The sequence below is a fragment of the Albimonas pacifica genome, assembly GCF_900113695.1.
GTDB lineage: Bacteria > Pseudomonadota > Alphaproteobacteria > Rhodobacterales > Rhodobacteraceae > Albimonas > Albimonas pacifica.
Map to the genome: position 1 here is coordinate 21,036 of NZ_FOQH01000017.1, position 16,966 is coordinate 38,001.

The following is a 16,966-nucleotide window of genomic DNA, read 5'->3' on the forward strand; positions in this document are numbered from 1 at the left end:
TCGGGTTGTCGGGATCAGCCGAGCGGATCGGCCGTGGAATAGTGCAGGATCACCGGGATCATGGCGGCCTTCAGGCTGGCTGCGCCCTCGACCGGCAGATCGACCGAGCGCGGGGCTTCCGCTTCGACCCAATCGCAGAGCCCGCCCAGTGTGCGGTCGGCGGCCAGTGCGGTGCCGATGCTGGCGGTCAGCGTGTCGAAAGCGGTGTCACGGTCGGCGCCTTGGACCATCGCCTCGATCTCGGCGCGGTGCTGGTAGTGGTAGGCGAGCGGCGAGAGCGTCACCTCGGGCTCTCCCGGCTCACCGTCGCGCAGGATCAGGAGCCCTTCTGCCGGCACGCGTTCGGGCAACACCTCGCCGCGCAGGGCGGTGGCGGGCAGCGCCGAGAGCCGCGCATGCAGCGCGGCGAGGATGGTTTCGCGAGTTGTCATCGATCGGCCGGGTTGGAAATTGCATCGAGAACCGGACAGTCTGGAACGTCGGCGCCCGAACACCTGGATGCGGTTGCCGCGAGGACGGCTTCGATCCGCCTCAGATCCGCGATCCTGGCGCGAACGTCGGCAAGGTGGCGCTCGGTCCGGTCCCTGACCTCGGCGCAGGTCGGCGCAGCGCCGTCCTCCAGCCCTATGAGGCCCCGGATATCCTCCATCGGGAACCCGAGTTCCCGGGCGCGGAGGATGAAGCGCAGGCGCCGGACATGGATCGCCGAATAGATGCGGTATCCGGCGCCGGTCCGTGGCGGGTCGGGCAGAAGGCCGGTCTTTTCGTAATAGCGGATCGTCTCGATGTTGCAGCCGGTCGCTCGGGCCAGGTCGCCGCGCGTGAAGCCGCTCTCGCGCTCGTGATCGGTCATGGGCAGATTCCCTCTTGAGCCTGTAGTTGCTACAGACCTTACACCCATCGTCAATCGCAGACGAGAGGTGCACGATATGGCGCTGACAGACGACAGAACGGATAGTGCGGGCGCGGATCGCCCGGCCCGCAGGGGCTGGCTGGCGGCGGGCGGGGTGCTGGGCGCAATCCTTGCCTCGGCCTGCTGCATCGGGCCGCTGGTGCTGCTGACGCTGGGCATCTCCGGCGCCTGGATCGGCAACCTGACCGCGCTGGAACCCTACAAGCCCATCTTCGCCGTGATCGCGTTCGGCTTCATCGGCGCGGGCTTCCGGCAGGTCTATTTCCGAAAACCGGTGGTCTGCGAGCCCGGCTCCTACTGCGCAAGCCCCGCCTCGACGCGGATCACCAAGGCCGCTCTCTGGGCCGCCCTCATCCTCGTTCTTGCCGCGCTCACCATCGGCTGGTGGGCCCCGCTTCTCTACTGACCCGAAAGGAAACGGCCATGAAGAAGTTCCTCGCTGCCGCCTTGTTCGGTGCGCTCTCCGGTCTGACCGCTGTTGCGCCGATCACGGCCGCTCCTGCCACGGCGCAGACCGTCGCCGCCGAGCAGATTGTCGTTTTCGCGGTCGACAACATGACTTGCGCTCTCTGCCCGATCACCGTGAAGCGCGCCATGGAGGGCGTCGCGGGCGTCCGCAGCGTCGAGATCGACTTCAACGCCCGCACCGCCACGGTGATCTTCGATCCCGCCGCGACCAGCGCCGAGGTAATCGCGACCGCTTCGGCCAACGCGGGCTACCCGGCGCGCGTTTCGGGCTGAACCGATACCTGCTCAAGAAGATGGATGACAGGATGAAAGACGACTGCTGCGCGCCCCTGCGCGACTTCGATCTCGCCGTGATCGGCGCTGGGTCGGCCGGGTTCTCGGCCGCGATCACCGCCGCCGACGGGGGCAAGCGCGTGGCCCTGATCGGCCATGGCACCATCGGCGGCACCTGCGTGAACGTCGGCTGCGTGCCCTCGAAGACGATGATACGTGCTGCAGAGGCGCTGCATAGCGCCCGCGCGGCATCCCGGTTCCCGGGGCTGAGGGGGGAGGCGCAGGTTGCCGATTGGTCGGCTCTGGTCGCGGCCAAGGACGATCTTGTCGCGACGCTGCGGCAGAAGAAATACGCAGACCTGCTGCCGGGCTATGACAGCGTGACCTATATCGACGAGGGTCCGGCGCGGCTCGTCGAGGGCGGGGTCGAGGTTGGTGGGCGCAGGATCACGGCGCCCAGGATCATTGTCGCCACCGGCGGGCGGCCCGCCGTGCCGGCCATTGCCGGAATCGACGCGATACCGACGCTCGACAGCACTCGGTTGCTCGACCTGGAGCTCCTTCCCGAAAGCGTGATCTTCCTCGGCGGCGGCTATATCGGCGTGGAGCTTGCGCAGATGATGGCGCGGTTGGGGGTGCGCGTCACCATCCTGTGCCGTTCGCGCCTCCTGCCGCAGGCCGAACCGGAGGTGTCCGAAGCCCTTGCCGGGATCCTGCGCGCCGAGGGTGTCACGATTCTCGATCGCGTGACCTATGGCGCCGCGCGGCGCGACGGGGACGGCGGGGTGCTGAGCGTGACGCAGGACGGGGCCGCCCGCGACCTGCGGGCCGACCACCTCGTCCTGACGACGGGGCGGGTGCCCAACACCGAGGGGCTGGATCTGGCCGGGATGGGCATCGAGACCGACCGTCGCGGGTCCATCGTCGTCGGACCTGACATGGCTACCACGCGGCCCGGCGTTTATGCCGCCGGCGACGTCACCGACCGCGACCAGTTCGTCTATATGGCCGCCTATGGAGCGAAAATCGCGGTGATGAATGCGCTCGGGCTGGGATCGATGCGTTACGACAACGCCGCGATGCCCTGGGTGGTGTTCACCGACCCGCAAGTGGCGGGGGTGGGCCTGACCGAGGCGCAGGCCCGCGCGGCGGGCCACGAGGTCAAGACCAGCGTGCTTGCGCTCGAGAACGTGCCCCGCGCGCTTGCCGCCCGCGATACGCGGGGTCTGATCAAGTTGGTTGCGGATGCCGGGACCGACCGCTTGCTGGGCGGCGTGATCCTGGCACCGGAGGGGGCCGACAGCATCCAGACGCTGGTGATGGCGCTGAAGGCCGGCATGACGACCCGGGCGCTCGGCGAGACGATCTTCCCCTACCTCACCACGGTCGAGGGCCTGAAACTCGCCGCGCAGACCTTCGACATGGACGTGGCAAAGCTGTCGTGCTGCGCCGGGTGAGGCGAGCCGTCGATCTCGGACATGCCGGGGCACAAGACGCGCCGAGGTGATCACCACTTCCCCTCCGCCCAATTCGCCACGATCAGCCCCGGCACGATGTCCAACGCCCGGTCTGCATCCCGCGCCAAGTCCAGCCGCTTCGGCAGCTTCACCTGCGGTACCAGCAGGAAGATCGGCGCGGTGAGCTTTCCGCGCCCGGTCTTCGAGCGCGACACCACTGCCTGGCCCTTCGTGTTCAGCCGTCCTTCTGCCACCAGCAGGCTCGGACCCGTCCGGCGATAGACGAAGCGCAGGCGCAGGCCACGGCGGCGCTCCCATTCGCCGGGCGTGATCCGGCCACCGCGCAGTGACCTGCCTGCGGCTGGCAGCGGAATCGCCAGCCAGAACCCATTCTTCGAGCGGATCAGCGGGCCGGTGTCATGCGCGCCGACGATGACCGGGGCCTTCGACCAGACCAGCGCCGCGGCTTCCAGGCTTTCGCCCGACTTCGGAAAGTTCTGGCTTCGGATCGAGTTGGCAAGCCGGGGCCCAAGCCCCGCGCCGGTGATCTGCAGCCGCCAGGCGGCCTTCAGCCCGGTCCCGGCCTCGCGCATGGCGGCCGTGACGGCGCGTTCGCCCGCGGCGACCTCGGCCGCCATCATCGCGACGATGTCTGGATCGATGTCGAGCTTCAGCTTCATCACGGTCACGCTGGGCGCAGATCGACGGTCCAGACCAGCCGCTCGCGATCACGGACGGGCTCGCCCTGGATGAGGAATGCCTCGCCGTCGATTTCGATGCGGTCGCCGGGGCGCGGCGATTGCACCTCCGCCGCGCGCAGGTCTATGCGGGTGGTTTCCGACCAGAGCCGCGCGTCGCCGAAGTCGGTAACCGCGTCAGCGCGCCGGGCGACGGCACGCACCAGCAAGGGCGCGCCGCCGTCGGAGGTGTAGACCGCGTCTCGCCCGATGTTGGGATCCGCGAACAGCGCATCAACGACGGAGGCAAACGCGGTCATCAGAAGCTCGCGTTCAGGCGTACACGGCCGATCAGGTCACCCGCGCCGCCAGCAACAGCTTCGGTCGCCACACCGATGAGCGTGTTCGCTGTGGCGGTCTTGGTGGCTTCCTTATTGGTGTTGTCCCAATAGACCTTGTCGCCGGTGGACCAGGCCTGACTTGCGACCTTCTTCAGGTCGAAGATGCCGACAAGGGCTGTTTCGACTGTTTCGGCATTGGCGGCATCCCCTGCGGCCACGCCGAAGATGGAGCCAACGAGCAGGCCATCGCCCGAGGCGACGGCATAGGGGGCGGTCAGGGTGATGGTGTTGCCGGGCTGGACGAAGTTTTTCATGGGGAGGATCCTTTTGGAACGACGAAGGGCGGCCCATCAGGACCGCCCGCGTTTCAGTGTTCAGGATGGGTGCGTTACGCGCCCGGGTTCTTGTAGAGGCCGCGCCAGTCGATGGCCTTCGCGCCGAAGTCGAGGCGGCACTTGATCTCGACGCCGTCGACGTCGAAGCCGTTGCGCGTCTCGATGTAGGCGCCCTGCTGGCCCTCGAGATAGGCGTACTCGATGGTGTCGATCTGGTTCGGGCTGGCCGCCAGGTACCAGGCGGTCTCGCTGGCAGCGTCGAGGCGCGGCTCGCTGATCGGCGCGAGCGTGCGGATCGACTGCGGCACGACGCTGGACGTCGCGGCTGGCACGAGGTTCTGGGCGACAAGCTGCTCGGCCTTCAGTTCCAGCGAGGCGGGCACGATCAGGAAGGCGGGGCGGACGTTCAGCACCGTCTTCTTGTCGAGACCGGTCTGCTTGGCCATGGCGGCGCGCGCCGCGCCGACGCTGCTCACATCGAGCGCCGCACCGGTGCCCGCGAGGTTCTTGTGGGTGGTGTGGAACAGCGCGTTGCCGTCGGCCATCGCCGGGTTGGCGGTGATGATGCCCCAGACCACGTCCGACTCCAGCTGCGCGATGGAGTTGCCGTACATGGCCGGGATGCGGGTGAAGGCGTCGAGATCGTCGTTGATCAGCGTCTGACGGGTGATCGCGACCACCCGGCCATAGGTCTTGACCTTGTAGCTCTCCTTGCTCTCGCCCAGCGTGCCGCGCTTGAACTCGCCGCTTTCGCCGACCTCGAGCAGTTGCGGCGCCTCGCCGAGCTGGACCCGGTGCATGGCCTTGAAGTCGGTGGCGAGCACCTGGCGGCAGAACAGCATGAAGGTGCGGGGATAGGCCTCGTAGGCCTGCCGGAGGGTCTTGTTGGTGACCGCCGACAGGATCTCGGGGAAGTCCGAGGTCGAGTGCAGCGCCCGCGTCGCCACCTCGTCGCGCGACAGGCCGCGCGTGTTGACCCCGGCATTGCCGAGGCTTTCGCGGGCCAGTTCCAGCAGCGTCATGCCGCGATACTGGCGGGCGGCGTCCTCCAGCTGGAACAGCGTCGGGCTGTAGCGGTGCAGCAGCGCGTTCGCCACTGCATCGCGCCGGGTGATGCGCTCGTCCCGGCCGCCAAGCGGAACGGAGACGTGCGGGAAGGTCCGGGTCTCGTCAGATTTCGCGGCGACCTGATCGAGGATCAGGCGGCGGGACTCGTCGACGCTGACGCCGCGCTTCACCAGGTCCTCGGCGAAGCCGCGTTCCAGGTTCAGCCGCCCGGCCAGATCGTAGATGGTGGAGACGCGATCGCGCTCGGCTTCGCGGGCGCGGGTGGCGACCGCCTCGGTGTCGGGCGCGGGAGTTGCCTGCGGCTTCGGCTGGCTGCGCGTCTCGCTGGCCGCGACCTTCGGGTCGGGCGCAGCCGGTTTCGGCTCGGTCATGGTGGTGTCCTCGGTTTCGACCGGCTCGGTCGGCTGGGTGGTGGCGGGGGTCGCGGCGTCGAGCGCCGGGGTTTCGGTCTTATCCGTCATCGGGATCGGTCCTTTCGTGGTGGAAGGGGCGTCCCGGCGGTGGAGGACGCAGTCGTGAAGGGGATGCTGGGCGCGGAAGCCCGCGGCGGGGTCAGCCCCTACCGCGACGGCGGAGACCTCGAACGGGGTCCAGTCCACCGCGCGCCAGAGTTCGCGGGCGGCCTCGGGTTTCGAGACCTCGAAGCGGTGGACCTGGTAACCGATCGAGACCGCACGGATGTGCCCGGCCTGGATGTCGCGCCAGATCGGGTCGACATCGGCGCGCTCGCTGATCCGCACGAGCGCGATGCCGCGGCCGTTCTCGATCCGGGCCGAGCCCGGCACGACCGAGCCGATCACCGCGTCGAGCGTGTCGAGCTCGTGCACCTTCAGGAACGGCGCCCCCGCGTTCAGCCGGTCGAGCCGAACATGGGACGGGTCGAGGCTGAGCTCCTCGTCATAGGGCTCGCCGAAGAAGGTCGCGCGGCGGACGCGCGCGCCTGCCGACCAGACCACCTCGACGGTGCGGCTGTCGGCGTCGGCCGTGTTCGGCGCAAGCTCCGCCGACCGGCGCATGGCCGGCAGTTCGATCATCGTGTCCATGGGGTCAGTCCTGTTGGTCGGCCTGTGCCGGATCGGTTTCATCCGCTTCGGCGGTGGTGTCGTCGTCGGCCGGATCGGTTGCCGGATCGCTCGTCTGCGCGCTGCCGGTCTTGGTGACGCGGCGCGGGTCGCTGTCGAGCACCAGCCCCAGCGCGTCGAGCTTGGCGTTGGTCGCGGCGATCTCGGCCAGTACGGCGTCGGGGTTGCGGCCCTGCCGGGCGATCACCTCGGCCAGCGTCATGGTGCCGGACCGGATCGACAGCAGGTTCGCCATTGCGTCCTTCTGCGGATCGACCGCCTCGAACTTCGGCGGCGACCATTCCACCGGCACGGTCGGCGACGGGATCAGCCCCGCCGCCCACGCGGCCTCGGTGAACCAGCGCCAGACCGGCGCGCAGAACATCGGGATGAACAGCTGCCATTGCACGGCGTCGATCTGGCGGCGGAACTCCACCAGCCCCGCCCGGATCGAGGAATAGTTCACCTGGCTGAGATCGCCGGTCAGCAGCTCGTAGGGCACCCGGAACCCTGCCGAGATCGTGTGCAGGCTCGCCCGCTTGTATTCACCGTAGCCGCCGGTCGCCGAGGGCTGGTTGAAGCGGATGTCCTTGCCGCCGCGGGCATAGGCGATCAGCCCCGGCTCGAACTGCTCGACCCGGTTACCGTCGGCGTCGACCACGGATGGCGCGATGCCCTGCTGCGCCTCGTCGTCGCCGAACACGATGGCGGTGACGCAGGCCTCGGTCTTCTTGCGGACCAGCTCGGCCACCTCGTAATCGTCGAGATCGCGCAAGCTGCGGATCACCGGCGCGCCCCATGGAACGCCGCGCGCCTGCGTGCGCTGCTTCTCGTAGACATGGGCGATCTCGGTCGCCGGGACCGGGCGGCTCTGCAGGCCGTTCTGCAAGGCCCCGTAGGCGTCGCCCGGATGCTCGGCATGGAGCCAGTATGCCCGGCGTTTGCCGACCGGGTCGAACTCGATCCCCTGCACCAGCCGCCCCGCGCCGAGGGCGCCGGATTTCGTGGCGTCGAGGAAGTCGGCTTCCAGCACCTGCAATTGCAGCGGCACAGGCAGGCCGTCGCTAGCGCGACGCAGACGGCGGCGCACCAGCACCTCGCCCGCCTCGACCATCTCGCGGCAGATCAGCGTCTGCAGGCCGTAGAAGTCGAGCTGGCCGTCGGCGTCGCACTCCGCCGTCCAGCGTTCGAAGAGCGCATCGACCTTGCGGTCCAGCGTGTCGTCGCCGCTGGCGGCGCGCGGCATGATCCCTGCGCCGATGATGTTGTTGACCAGCACCGCTACGGCCTTGGCCGCATGCGGGTTGTTGCGCACCAGATCGCGCATCCGGTCGCGCAAGAGCGCCCCGGCGACGCCGATCTCGGTGTCGGCCGAGGATCCCGGCGCGCGCCAGCCTTCCGTCCGCCGCCCGCGCGCCGCGCCGTCGTAACCGCGCGTCAGGATCTCGAAGGCCTGACGCGCCAGCACGCGGCGGGCCGCCATGCGCGGCGCCACAGTTGCGATGGCGTGGTCGAACCAGGTCGCCGACATCAGCGATCCCCGCGGCTAAAGCTTGCGAGCCCGGCCACCGGCAGCGGACGGCCCACGCCCGCGATGGCGCGCTCGATGGTGCGGATGCGCGCCAGCAGATCCTCGGCCGAGCCATAGTCCACCGATTTGCCGTCATAGCTGACCCGGGTCGTGCCGCTGGCATAGGCCCGGCGCAGCGCCGACAGCTCGGTTTCCGTCCAGTCGGTCATCAGAACCATCCTCCGCGCCGTCCGAGCCAGTCGGAGCGGCGTTTGCCCTGCGGGGCCTGTCCCGGCCGGTTGATCTGCCCGGCGGGATCGGTGTCGGTGGGCGCCGCCCCGAGCTGATCCTCGAGGTCGCGCCATTTTTCGTCGGGCCAGCGGTCCGCGCCCGCGATCCAGGCGGCGGCGCGGGCATAGACCCGGCAATCCAGCGCCTCGTTCCGCTCGCGCAGCTTCTGCCATTCCAGCCGGGCGAAGCCGCGCTTGGTGCGCACCGTCACCAGTTGCTCGGCCACGAACTGCTTCAGCCATTCGTTCTCGACCCAGTGCGGCAGATGCACCGACCCGGGCGGGAACGCCGCCCCGTCGGCCATCTCCTCCTCGGTCGGGCGCGCCAGCCGCAGGAAGCGGTAGGTCTCCGCCTTGAAGGTCGACACCGCGACGGTCCAGAGCCGCGCCCCGCGCCGCAGCCGTTTGCCGCCCTCGGTCGCGTCAACAAAGGTCGGGCCGGAGACCGGGCTCGAGCGGTTGAACCCCTCGACACCCTTCACGGGCGACACTTGCGCGAACCCCTGCGCCCGCGACCAGGAATAGACCGCCGGGGCCTCGTAGCCCGTGTCGATGGCGAGCCGCGCGATCCGAAGATGCGCGCCGCGCTCATGCGGCCAGGATCGGTCGAGCAGCGCGGTCAGCTCCGACCACGCGTCATGCCGGTCCGGCCCGCCCTCGATCACGACGTGATCGACGAGCCAGCTTTCCAGACCGCGGCCCCAGGCCCAGACATCGACCTCGATCCGGTCCTTCTGCACGTCGGCCCCGGCGGTCAGGAACAGCCCGCCCGCGGGCACCGTGCCGGATGTCCAGCGCTCGCGCCGGTCGTAGAGCCGCTGCCAGTCGGGGGCTTCGCCGGTCTCGTCCCAGGTTTCGCCGAGGATCGTGTTCCGAAATGCCTTGATCGCCTCGTCCGACCCCTGCGCCGCGTCCCAGGCCCGCACGATCCGCTCCCAGCTCAGCCAGCCGATCGGCGAATAGAGCGCCGAGAGGTGATACCCGACCGTGGTTGGATCGGCGGCCGTGGCGGTCGCCCGCCATTCGCCAACCTCCAGCATCGCCGTCTTGTGGTGTTCCGCGATTGCCGCGTCGCAGCCCTCGCAGTGATATTCCGCCGTCTCCGGCTTGCCCTTCTGCCAGCGCAGGCGGTCGAACTTCAGCCACTGCATCGCGCCGCAATGCGGGCACGGCACGAAAAACCGGCGCTGGTCGCTGGCCTCGTACTCGCGCTCGATCCGGCTCAGCCCCCGGATGGTGGGCGTCGAGACCAGCAGCACCTTGCGCCGATGGGCGAAGGTCAGCGACCGGGCTTCCGCCAGCGTCACCGGATCGCCTTCCTCGTCGGCCGAGGCCGGATAGGCGTCGACCTCGTCAAGGAAGATGTACCGCGCGGGCGTGGAGCGAAGCCCGACCGCCGAGTTGGCCCCGGTCATGATCAGGATGCCGCCCGCGAACTCCTTCGACAGCATGGTGTTGCCCGCGTCGCGGGACCGGGCCGGTTTGACCCGCTCCCGCAGTTCCGGGCTCTCGTCGATCAGCGGGTCGATCCGCTGCCTCGAGTTCCGCTTGGCCAGTTCCACCGTCGGCTGGACCGCCAGCATCGGCCCCGGCGCCTGGTGGATGGCGAACCCGATCCAGTTGTTGCCAGCCTCCGTCGCGCCGACCTGCGCCGCTTTCATGAAGACGATCCGCTGCGTCGGATCGCCGGGCGACAGCCGGTCCATGATCTCGCGCATGTAGGGCGTGCGCACCGTGCGATAGCGCCCCGGCTCGGCCGAGGCGCGGCCCGACAGCATCCGGTGGAGGTCCGCCCATTCCGAGACGGTCAGGTCCGGGTCGGGCCGCAGCCCATTGCCCCAGGCGCGAAGGATCTCGCCCACGCCGTCGAAATCGGTCAGGCCATCATCATCACCGGAAGTCGGGCCGGACCTCGGCAAGCTCGTCGAGGTGGGCGCGTACATGTCTCTCCAGCACTTTCTGCATCGCGGCTGGCTCCATGGCGATCTGCTGACCCGTCGCGTCGCTGGATGCCGCCGACAGCTCAGCCGCCATCAGCGCCGCCGCGCGCGCGGGCCAGTTCACCCACGCGTCCCGTTCCTCCCGCGCCAGCCGGAACACCAGCGCCAGCGCGCGGGCCCGCTCGATCAACTCCCCCTTCAGCTTCTGGAGCCGGATGCGCCGCTCCTGCGCCTTCAGCACCTCGTTCGCGGTCTTGGCCTGCAGGAAGGTCGTCCCGCCGCCCACCGCCGGAACAGCCAGCCCCTGTTCGCGCAGCGTGTCGCCGACGGCGGCCACGGCAGCCTCAGGGACGGGTTTCATCTTCGGCGCGGGCGGTTTGCGGGTCTTCGACGGGTCCGTCGTCTCGGCCCGTCTGGCGTCGCTGGCCGCCGCGTTGATGCTGCCGTCGGGATAGAGCACCAGCCGCTCGGCCGTCTTCGCCTTCTGGATCGCGCCCCGCGACAGCCCGACATGGGCGGCGTACTGGCGCTCGCTCAGGCCCTGCATCGACGTCTCCGATTATCATTCAATATCATGTTCTTATCGAGTTGATAAGCGTCGCCACCGGAGCGAACGTCCATCCTACAAGGACGATGCAACTCACCACGGAGCCACCACGATGACCCGCCGCGCACAGGACAACACGAAAGCCCTCGACGCCTTCATCGCCGCGAAGACCGAGATCGACGCGATGCTGGAGCGGCTCGCCGCCCTCAGCGCGGACCATTTCGAGACCAGCCCCGACGAGATCAACTGGGGCCATGTCGGCACCCTGAACCACTACCGCGCCAAGCTGCGCGAGATCACCGACATGGCCTTCAATGAAGGCGAACACGCCGAGTGAGACGACCCGCTCCCGGTTCCGCCCGCCGACTGGCGGGCTCGACCTCGTAGAAGGGCCCGCATTCTGCGCGCCCTGATACAGGAGACGACGATGACCAAACTATCCGACACCCAAGCCCTGATCCTGAGCGCCGCCGCCCAGCGGCCCGAGCACATCGCCCTGCCGCTGCCCGAGAGCCTGCGCGGCGGAGCCGCCGCCAAGGTGGTCGGCGCGATGCTTGCCAAGGGCTTCCTGCAGGAGGTCGACGCCGACATGCGCAAGGGCGAGCCCGTCTGGCGCGAGACCGGCGACGGCCACGGCGTCACGCTTGTCGCCACCGACGCGGGCCTCGCCGCCATCGGCATCGAGCACGACGACGCAGACGCCGCGCCTGTGGGCGCGACGGACGCGCCGACCGAGGAGCCCGCGCCGGACACCCCCACCGAACCGAAGGCTGCGCCCAAGACGCGCACACCGCGCGAGGGAACGAAGCAGGCCACCCTGATCGCCATGCTGCGCGCGCCGGACGGCGCGACCATCGAGGAGATCATGGCCGCGACGGGCTGGCAGTCGCATACAGTGCGCGGTGCGATGGCCGGGGCGCTGAAGAAGAAGCTCGGGCTCGAGGTGATCTCGGAGAAGGTCGATGGGCGCGGGCGGGTCTATCGGCTTCCGGCAGCCTGATCGCCCGCGCAAGAACTCAGGCCGCCGCCCCGACTGGGCGGCGGCATGCATGATCATTTAAGAAGCGAAATGACCCCAAGTACGATCCCAATTGCGCCAAGGCCTACCGACCAAACAGCGAGCCACGCCGGGATATAGATCCGGGGATCCGGCGTCCGAAGGTACCAGCGCATCTTGCCAAACCATCCGAGCGCTTGGAGATCGAAATTCAGGCGTTCGCCCTTTTCCACTCCGAGCGCCTGCCTCGCATCAAAGGCCATGTAGATCGCGCTGTCATCATCGTGGCCAAGAATAACCGTATCGTATGACCTCGATCGATCAGCCGTGTTTGTTACTCGAGCGACACCGTATCGACCAATTCCGCTTCGATGTGAGTGATGCACTCGAACAATCGAATTTCCCCATTCGCTTCGATCAAGCCCTTTGACTTCAAGTTGCGGCATGCTGCTGTCCCTACTGAACTTGGCACACCATACACCTCATGCGCGGCCGGCAAAAAGATCGTAACTGCCCGAAGCTATGTGTTCCGCTGCAGCCGTTCGAACAGCCGCCGCAGGACGTAGGACCGCGCTATGCTCACCACGGTGAACACCGCGCCCATCTTCAGGTTCTGGGCCAGCGTCGTGTGCAGCCCGAAGATCGGAAAGATCAGGATCTGCGTGACCACGGCGACGCCGTAGCCGACGATCACATTGGCGACGGACTCGACCAGCGACATGAGGCGGGATTGCTTCATGTCGCCGCCTCATCCATCGGCCAGCAATTCAGCCGCGAGAGTTCGCAGCGCATGCGCTGCAACCAGCGGGACCACGCCGTTGCCACAGAGCCGAAGCCGGTCCACCCGGTGGGCCAGCCCATCAGCGCCTCGACGAACAGCGGGTTCAAGGTCCGGCGCGGCTCGGAGGTATCGCGCCCAGCCATCGGCGTCACCAGAACCTGGCGGCCAAGCAGGCCGTTCACCGGCGTGTTCGCTAATGTCGTCGCCCCATCCTTGTGATCGCGCGCCGTCGGCGTCATCCACATCCCGGCCGCATGGGTCAGGTCGGCTGTCCGCCGGTTGCCCGCGCTCGGTTTGCAGCCGTCGCTGGCCATCGGCGTCGGCCAGTCCCTCGCCAGCTGGTCCAGACCCTTCTCGTCCCTCCGCGCGCCACCCCTGCTGCGAAAGCTGTCGGTCTGCGGCGTCGGCCACATCGCGGCCGTCGTCGCGAGGTTCATCCCGTGCTGCCCCGCTGCCTGCGACGGCGTTGGCTTCGTCTGCCGGTTCTCGTTGGCGCTGGCCCGGGGCGTCGGCCAGAGCCGCAGCAGTTCCGTTCGGTTCCCGCCACTCGACCGGGTGCCAGAGCAGGCGCGCGGGGTCGGCCAGTTCGTCCCCCTCGCGGATGGCGAGGATGAACAGCCGCTCGCGCTTGTGCGGTGCGCCGACTTCCGCCGCCGTGAAGAGGCCTGCCGCAAGCTTGTAGCCCATGCCGACCAGTCCTGCGGCGACTTCGGGGAAGCCGAGGCGGAGATGATGGCCGACATTCTCGAGGAAGACGAAGGGCGGCTCGATCTCGCCGATGATGCGGGCGACATGCGGCCAGAGGTGCCGCGGATCGTCTGCACCCCGGCGCTTGCCCGCGACGGAGAACGGCTGGCACGGATAGCCCGCAGTGACGATGTCCACCGCGCCGCGCCAAGGGCGGCCGTCGAAGGTGGCAACGTCGTCCCAGACAACAGCCTGATCCATGGACGCGTCTTCCATCCGCGCCACGAGAGTGGCTGCGGCATAGGTTTCCCGTTCAACATGGCCCACAGCACGATATCCGGGGATGGCGATGGCGAGCCCGAGGTCGAGACCGCCCGCGCCGGAGCAGAGTGAGAGGCCGAAGAGGCATGCGTCTCCGGCCCCGGAAGCGCGTCCGGAGGAAGGTAAAGCCAGGTCATGCATGTCACGCGGCGGTCTTGCGCTTGCGCGCGGGTTCGGGGGCTGCGTCCGTTGCCGTGGCATCGGCCGGGGCGTCGGCATCGTCGCCCAGCCGCTCGGTTCTCACCTGCGCGAAGGTCCGGCCGTCGCCATCGAGGATTGCCTCGCGCCCCGTGTCCGCCTGCCAGCGCTCCACGGCGACGTCGACATAGGCGGGGCTGATTTCCATCGCGAAGACGCGGCGGCCATTGGTTTCGCCCGCCATGATCTGCGAGCCCGAGCCCGAGAATGGCTCATAGCAGAGCCCGCCCCGGGCAACGTGCTGGCGCATCGGGATGCCGAAGGCGTCGAGCGGTTTCGGCGTCGGGTGGTCGGGCCGCTCGTCCTTGGCGAAGGACGGCATCTCCCAGGTCGAGGCCAGCGTCTGCTCGGCGACCTTTGGCGGGCGGTTCGGGCGGCGCCAGCCCATGAAACAGGGCTCGTGTTTCCAGAGGTAGTGGGACCGGGTCAGGACGCCGCGGTCCTTCACCCAGATGATCTGCTGGTGCACGAAGGCGCCCGCCTTCTCCCAGCAGGCTTCGAGCATCGCCTGGCGGCGCGAGGCGTGCCAGCAGTACCAGGCGGCATCCTCGGCGATGGCTTCCGCCACGGCTGCAGCGATGAACCCGTCATAGAGTTCGGCCCCCTGCGAACTGTCGTCCCAGGTCGTGCCGTAGGACGCCGACCAGTCCTTGTTGCGGGTCGGATGGTTCGAGCCGTCGTAGTCCACCAGATACGGCGGGTCGGTCGCGAACAGGATCGCCCGCTCGCCGTTCATCAGGCGGCGCACGTCGGCCGCGCTGGTGCTGTCGCCGCAGAGCAGCCGGTGGTCGCCTAGGATCCAGAGATCTCCGGTGCGCGACGCCGGGTTGCGCGGCGGCTCGGGGATGGTCACCGGCGGCACGGAGCCCCCGGCGCCACCGTCTTCCCCGTCGTCTTCCGCGACGTAGGCCAGCAGCTTGTCCAGCTCGCCATCCGAGAAGCCGACAAGCGACAGGTCGAAATCCTCGGCCAAGAGGTCGTTCAGTTCCGCCGACAGCAGCGCCTCGTCCCAGGTGCCGAGTTCGGTCAGCTTGTTGTCCGCGATCCGGTACGCCCGCCGCTGTGCCTCGGTCAGATGCCCGAGCACGATGACCGGGGCCTCGGTCAGCCCGAGCTGCGTCGCGGCGAGCACCCGGCCATGGCCCGCAATCAGCTCGCCGTCCTCGGCCACGAGGCAGGGCACGGTCCAACCGAACTCGGCCATGCTGGCGGCGATCTTCGCGACCTGGTCCGGCCCGTGCGCCTTCGCGTTCTTCGCGTAGGGCTGCAGGCGCGACAGCGGCCACGTCTCGATCGCGTCCGGGGCGAAGCTCAGCGTCATGGTGGGCAAGGTTCCTCGGTCGGGTGGATGCCAGTGGCTTCCGGACTCCGGATGCCGTGCTGGACTCCACACGGGGTCCAGCGGCCACCAGCGGTGCCCGGTCGGAAGGCCAGCGTTCATTGGTGTTTGCGCGGGGCGCGCGTGGCTGCGGCTTCCGGGTGGCTTCCCAAAAATCCGGCCCTGTCGCTAGCGATGTGCCGCGCTTCGCCCGCCAGCATACGAAAACGCCCAGGAAGGACCCAATGTTCGTTTCGGGGTGGCCCGTCTCCGTCGTGTTATGCCGGGGATTGCCCGTACGGCACGGAGCAGAGCCCCATACACGAGGAGACGAACCATGGGAGAGGGTACAGCATTTGTCGGTCTGGACGTGCACAAAGAGACGATCGCAGTGGCGGTGGCCGAGGACCGCCGCGGCGGCGAGGTACGCTATCTCGGCGAGATCGCGAACACGCGCGAGGCGATCCGCAAGCTGGTGGCGAAGTTGAGCAAGGCGCACGACACGCTGCATTTTTGTTACGAGGCCGGCCCCTGTGGCTACGGCATCCATCGCCAGCTGAGCGAGATGGGCCACGACTGCGAACTGGTCGCGCCGTCGAAGACGCCCGCCCGCCCCGGCGACCGGGTCAAAACCGACCGCCGCGACGCGGTGCTGCTGGCGCGGCTGCACCGGGCCGGTGAGCTGACGCCGGTCTGGGTGCCGGACGAGGGCCACGAGGCGATGCGCGATCTGGTTCGCGCCCGCACCGCGGCCATGGAGAGCCTGCGCCGCGCCCGCCAGCAGCTCTCGGGCTTCCTGCTGCGCCACGACCGGGTCTTCCGGACGGGCTGCAACTGGACGAAGAAGCACCGCGTCTGGCTCTCGGGCCTGCGCTTCCAGCATCCCGCCCACCAGATCGTGCTGCAGGAATACATCCACGCGGTCGACGACGCCGCGGCCCGGCTCGCCCGGATCGAGGGTCAGATCCGCACGCTCGTCCCGATCTGGTCGCTGGCACCCGTGGTCGAGGCCATCCAGGCTATGCGCGGCGTCAGCTTCATCTCCGCCGTCACCGTGATGGCCGAGACCGGCGATCTCGGTCGCTTCGACAATCCCCGCCAGCTGATGAGCTGGCTCGGGCTCGTGCCGTCGGAATACTCGAGCGGCCCAAGGACGGCGCGGGGCGGCATCACCAAGGCTGGCTCGAAGGACGCGCGACGCATGCTGATCGAGGGCGCCTGGACCTATCGCTGCCACGCCGCGGTCGGAAAGGTGCACATGGCGCGGCTCGAAGGACTGCCGCAGGAGATCCGCGACATCGCCTGGAAAGCGCAGATCCGGCTCTGCGCCCGGTATCGCCGGCTCAGTGCGCGCGGCAAGCCCGCGACCCTGGTCGTCACCGCCATCGCCCGCGAACTGGCCGCCTTCATCTGGGCCATCGCCCGCATCGTCACCCCGAGCACACGCCCTGCAGCAGCGGCAGCTTGCTGAGAAAAGAAAGGAGCTGACACCACCCGACATCCCCGGCGCGTGTCACTGGGGGCAGGGCCATCCGGGAATCCACGAGGTTCCTTTGTGGCCGGCGGTTCGCTCGGATCCGTCGACGCCCGCAGGAAGACAGTCGGCAAGCCCAGGACGGATCAACGGTCATGCGGTACCCAACCCGCGCATCAGAGTGTGATCTACCGTCGTCTGAAGGCTCTGCCCCCAGCCATGCGCGCCGCACACATCCACGACACCCGGCAGCGAAGACGGCGCCGGGTCATCGCATCGCGCGAAAAACTTGACAAACGAACATGAGAGG

Annotated in this window: 20 protein-coding genes and 1 pseudogene; 6 read left to right on the plus strand and 15 right to left on the minus strand. The window is 68.6% G+C overall.

The features are described 5' to 3' along the window. Positions 1-14: 14 nt before the first annotated feature. Entirely contained in the window at positions 15-431 is a 417-nt protein-coding gene (locus tag BM064_RS25000) for an acyl-CoA transferase (RefSeq protein WP_092865807.1), read from the minus strand. Beyond that, positions 428-853, minus strand: a complete 426-nt coding sequence (locus BM064_RS25005; RefSeq protein WP_092865810.1) for a MerR family transcriptional regulator — start codon at positions 851-853, stop codon at positions 428-430. Before BM064_RS25005 ends, BM064_RS25000 begins: the two co-directional genes overlap by 4 nt. A gap of 76 nt (positions 854-929) precedes the next feature. Between BM064_RS25005 and BM064_RS25010 the strand changes: the two genes are divergently transcribed. Genes BM064_RS25010 through merA form a run of 3 tightly spaced genes read left to right on the plus strand, consistent with a single transcriptional unit; the run spans position 930 to position 3,111 of the window. Next, a complete protein-coding gene (locus tag BM064_RS25010; protein ID WP_092865813.1) occupies positions 930-1,319 on the plus strand; it encodes a mercuric transporter MerT family protein in 390 nt (129 codons plus the stop codon). Between the two features lie 17 nt (positions 1,320-1,336). Then, positions 1,337-1,654: a heavy-metal-associated domain-containing protein gene (locus BM064_RS25015; protein ID WP_092865816.1), complete on the plus strand. Its 318-nt coding sequence runs from the start codon at positions 1,337-1,339 to the stop codon at positions 1,652-1,654. Positions 1,655-1,686: 32 nt separating this feature from the next. Beyond that, positions 1,687-3,111, plus strand: coding sequence for a mercury(II) reductase (merA, locus tag BM064_RS25020; RefSeq protein WP_245779283.1), 1,425 nt, complete (start codon positions 1,687-1,689; stop codon positions 3,109-3,111). Positions 3,112-3,161: 50 nt separating this feature from the next. Here merA and BM064_RS25025 read toward each other — a convergent pair whose 3' ends face one another. From BM064_RS25025 to BM064_RS25060, 8 genes are all read right to left on the minus strand, one after another. Then, positions 3,162-3,791, minus strand: a complete 630-nt coding sequence (locus BM064_RS25025) for a DUF6441 family protein (protein WP_092865855.1) — start codon at positions 3,789-3,791, stop codon at positions 3,162-3,164. A 5-nt stretch (positions 3,792-3,796) separates the two neighbouring features. Further along, entirely contained in the window at positions 3,797-4,108 is a 312-nt protein-coding gene (locus BM064_RS25030) for a head-tail joining protein (RefSeq protein WP_092865822.1), read from the minus strand. Next, positions 4,108-4,443, minus strand: coding sequence for a DUF2190 family protein (locus BM064_RS25035; RefSeq protein ID WP_092865824.1), 336 nt, complete (start codon positions 4,441-4,443; stop codon positions 4,108-4,110). The genes BM064_RS25030 and BM064_RS25035 overlap by 1 nt, the downstream gene beginning before the upstream one ends. A 74-nt stretch (positions 4,444-4,517) precedes the next feature. After that, the gene (locus tag BM064_RS25040) at positions 4,518-6,575 is read right to left on the minus strand and encodes a prohead protease/major capsid protein fusion protein (protein WP_092865826.1); all 2,058 of its coding nucleotides are present in this window, start codon (positions 6,573-6,575) and stop codon (positions 4,518-4,520) included. 4 nt (positions 6,576-6,579) lie between these two features. Further along, positions 6,580-8,124, minus strand: coding sequence for a phage portal protein (locus tag BM064_RS25045; RefSeq protein WP_092865828.1), 1,545 nt, complete (start codon positions 8,122-8,124; stop codon positions 6,580-6,582). Then, entirely contained in the window at positions 8,124-8,333 is a 210-nt protein-coding gene (locus tag BM064_RS25050; RefSeq protein WP_092865830.1) for a phage head-tail joining protein, read from the minus strand. Before BM064_RS25050 ends, BM064_RS25045 begins: the two co-directional genes overlap by 1 nt. Then, a complete protein-coding gene (locus BM064_RS25055; RefSeq protein ID WP_092865833.1) occupies positions 8,333-10,336 on the minus strand; it encodes a phage terminase large subunit family protein in 2,004 nt (667 codons plus the stop codon). The genes BM064_RS25050 and BM064_RS25055 overlap by 1 nt, the downstream gene beginning before the upstream one ends. Further along, on the minus strand, positions 10,284-10,880 hold the full coding sequence (locus BM064_RS25060; protein WP_092865837.1) for a hypothetical protein: 597 nt from the start codon (positions 10,878-10,880) through the stop codon (positions 10,284-10,286). Before BM064_RS25060 ends, BM064_RS25055 begins: the two co-directional genes overlap by 53 nt. Before the next feature lie 112 nt (positions 10,881-10,992). Here BM064_RS25060 and BM064_RS25065 point away from each other — a divergent pair, with 112 nt between their 5' ends. Together BM064_RS25065 and BM064_RS25070 are read left to right on the plus strand one after the other, a co-directional pair. Continuing rightward, on the plus strand, positions 10,993-11,217 hold the full coding sequence (locus tag BM064_RS25065; RefSeq protein WP_092865840.1) for a hypothetical protein: 225 nt from the start codon (positions 10,993-10,995) through the stop codon (positions 11,215-11,217). Between the two features lie 90 nt (positions 11,218-11,307). Then, positions 11,308-11,880, plus strand: a complete 573-nt coding sequence (locus tag BM064_RS25070) for a DUF3489 domain-containing protein (protein WP_092865843.1) — start codon at positions 11,308-11,310, stop codon at positions 11,878-11,880. Positions 11,881-11,933: 53 nt separating this feature from the next. Here the strand turns inward: BM064_RS25070 and BM064_RS27175 are convergent, their stop codons facing one another. The 5 genes and pseudogenes from BM064_RS27175 to BM064_RS25085 all read right to left on the minus strand — a co-directional run bounded on the left by BM064_RS27175 (position 11,934) and on the right by BM064_RS25085 (position 15,185). Then, the gene (locus tag BM064_RS27175; RefSeq protein ID WP_143103453.1) at positions 11,934-12,323 is read right to left on the minus strand and encodes a hypothetical protein; all 390 of its coding nucleotides are present in this window, start codon (positions 12,321-12,323) and stop codon (positions 11,934-11,936) included. A 74-nt stretch (positions 12,324-12,397) separates the two neighbouring features. Beyond that, on the minus strand, positions 12,398-12,616 hold the full coding sequence (locus BM064_RS25075; RefSeq protein ID WP_092865846.1) for a DUF7220 family protein: 219 nt from the start codon (positions 12,614-12,616) through the stop codon (positions 12,398-12,400). Beyond that, positions 12,613-13,095: a hypothetical protein gene (locus BM064_RS28215; protein ID WP_245779284.1), complete on the minus strand. Its 483-nt coding sequence runs from the start codon at positions 13,093-13,095 to the stop codon at positions 12,613-12,615. Before BM064_RS28215 ends, BM064_RS25075 begins: the two co-directional genes overlap by 4 nt. 202 nt (positions 13,096-13,297) lie before the next feature. Next, positions 13,298-13,885: pseudogene (locus BM064_RS28220) on the minus strand (DNA cytosine methyltransferase); the annotation flags it as partial. Continuing rightward, positions 13,809-15,185, minus strand: coding sequence for a site-specific DNA-methyltransferase (locus BM064_RS25085; RefSeq protein ID WP_092865852.1), 1,377 nt, complete (start codon positions 15,183-15,185; stop codon positions 13,809-13,811). The pseudogene BM064_RS28220 and the gene BM064_RS25085, both read right to left, overlap by 77 nt. 334 nt (positions 15,186-15,519) lie before the next feature. Here BM064_RS25085 and BM064_RS25090 point away from each other — a divergent pair, with 334 nt between their 5' ends. Further along, entirely contained in the window at positions 15,520-16,653 is a 1,134-nt protein-coding gene (locus BM064_RS25090; protein ID WP_092862290.1) for an IS110 family RNA-guided transposase, read from the plus strand. Positions 16,654-16,966 lie beyond the last annotated feature (313 nt).

Coding starts and splice junctions, on each gene's coding strand:
- BM064_RS25000 (WP_092865807.1), bottom strand. CDS start 431: ATGACAACTCGCGAAACCATCCTCGCCGCGCTGCATGCGCGGCTCTCG.
- BM064_RS25005 (WP_092865810.1), bottom strand. CDS start 853: ATGACCGATCACGAGCGCGAGAGCGGCTTCACGCGCGGCGACCTGGCC.
- BM064_RS25010 (WP_092865813.1), top strand. CDS start 930: ATGGCGCTGACAGACGACAGAACGGATAGTGCGGGCGCGGATCGCCCG.
- BM064_RS25015 (WP_092865816.1), top strand. CDS start 1,337: ATGAAGAAGTTCCTCGCTGCCGCCTTGTTCGGTGCGCTCTCCGGTCTG.
- merA (WP_245779283.1), top strand. CDS start 1,687: ATGAAAGACGACTGCTGCGCGCCCCTGCGCGACTTCGATCTCGCCGTG.
- BM064_RS25025 (WP_092865855.1), bottom strand. CDS start 3,791: ATGAAGCTGAAGCTCGACATCGATCCAGACATCGTCGCGATGATGGCG.
- BM064_RS25030 (WP_092865822.1), bottom strand. CDS start 4,108: ATGACCGCGTTTGCCTCCGTCGTTGATGCGCTGTTCGCGGATCCCAAC.
- BM064_RS25035 (WP_092865824.1), bottom strand. CDS start 4,443: ATGAAAAACTTCGTCCAGCCCGGCAACACCATCACCCTGACCGCCCCC.
- BM064_RS25040 (WP_092865826.1), bottom strand. CDS start 6,575: ATGGACACGATGATCGAACTGCCGGCCATGCGCCGGTCGGCGGAGCTT.
- BM064_RS25045 (WP_092865828.1), bottom strand. CDS start 8,124: ATGTCGGCGACCTGGTTCGACCACGCCATCGCAACTGTGGCGCCGCGC.
- BM064_RS25050 (WP_092865830.1), bottom strand. CDS start 8,333: ATGACCGACTGGACGGAAACCGAGCTGTCGGCGCTGCGCCGGGCCTAT.
- BM064_RS25055 (WP_092865833.1), bottom strand. CDS start 10,336: ATGTACGCGCCCACCTCGACGAGCTTGCCGAGGTCCGGCCCGACTTCC.
- BM064_RS25060 (WP_092865837.1), bottom strand. CDS start 10,880: ATGCAGGGCCTGAGCGAGCGCCAGTACGCCGCCCATGTCGGGCTGTCG.
- BM064_RS25065 (WP_092865840.1), top strand. CDS start 10,993: ATGACCCGCCGCGCACAGGACAACACGAAAGCCCTCGACGCCTTCATC.
- BM064_RS25070 (WP_092865843.1), top strand. CDS start 11,308: ATGACCAAACTATCCGACACCCAAGCCCTGATCCTGAGCGCCGCCGCC.
- BM064_RS27175 (WP_143103453.1), bottom strand. CDS start 12,323: ATGCCGCAACTTGAAGTCAAAGGGCTTGATCGAAGCGAATGGGGAAAT.
- BM064_RS25075 (WP_092865846.1), bottom strand. CDS start 12,616: ATGAAGCAATCCCGCCTCATGTCGCTGGTCGAGTCCGTCGCCAATGTG.
- BM064_RS28215 (WP_245779284.1), bottom strand. CDS start 13,095: ATGAACCTCGCGACGACGGCCGCGATGTGGCCGACGCCGCAGACCGAC.
- BM064_RS25085 (WP_092865852.1), bottom strand. CDS start 15,185: ATGACGCTGAGCTTCGCCCCGGACGCGATCGAGACGTGGCCGCTGTCG.
- BM064_RS25090 (WP_092862290.1), top strand. CDS start 15,520: ATGGGAGAGGGTACAGCATTTGTCGGTCTGGACGTGCACAAAGAGACG.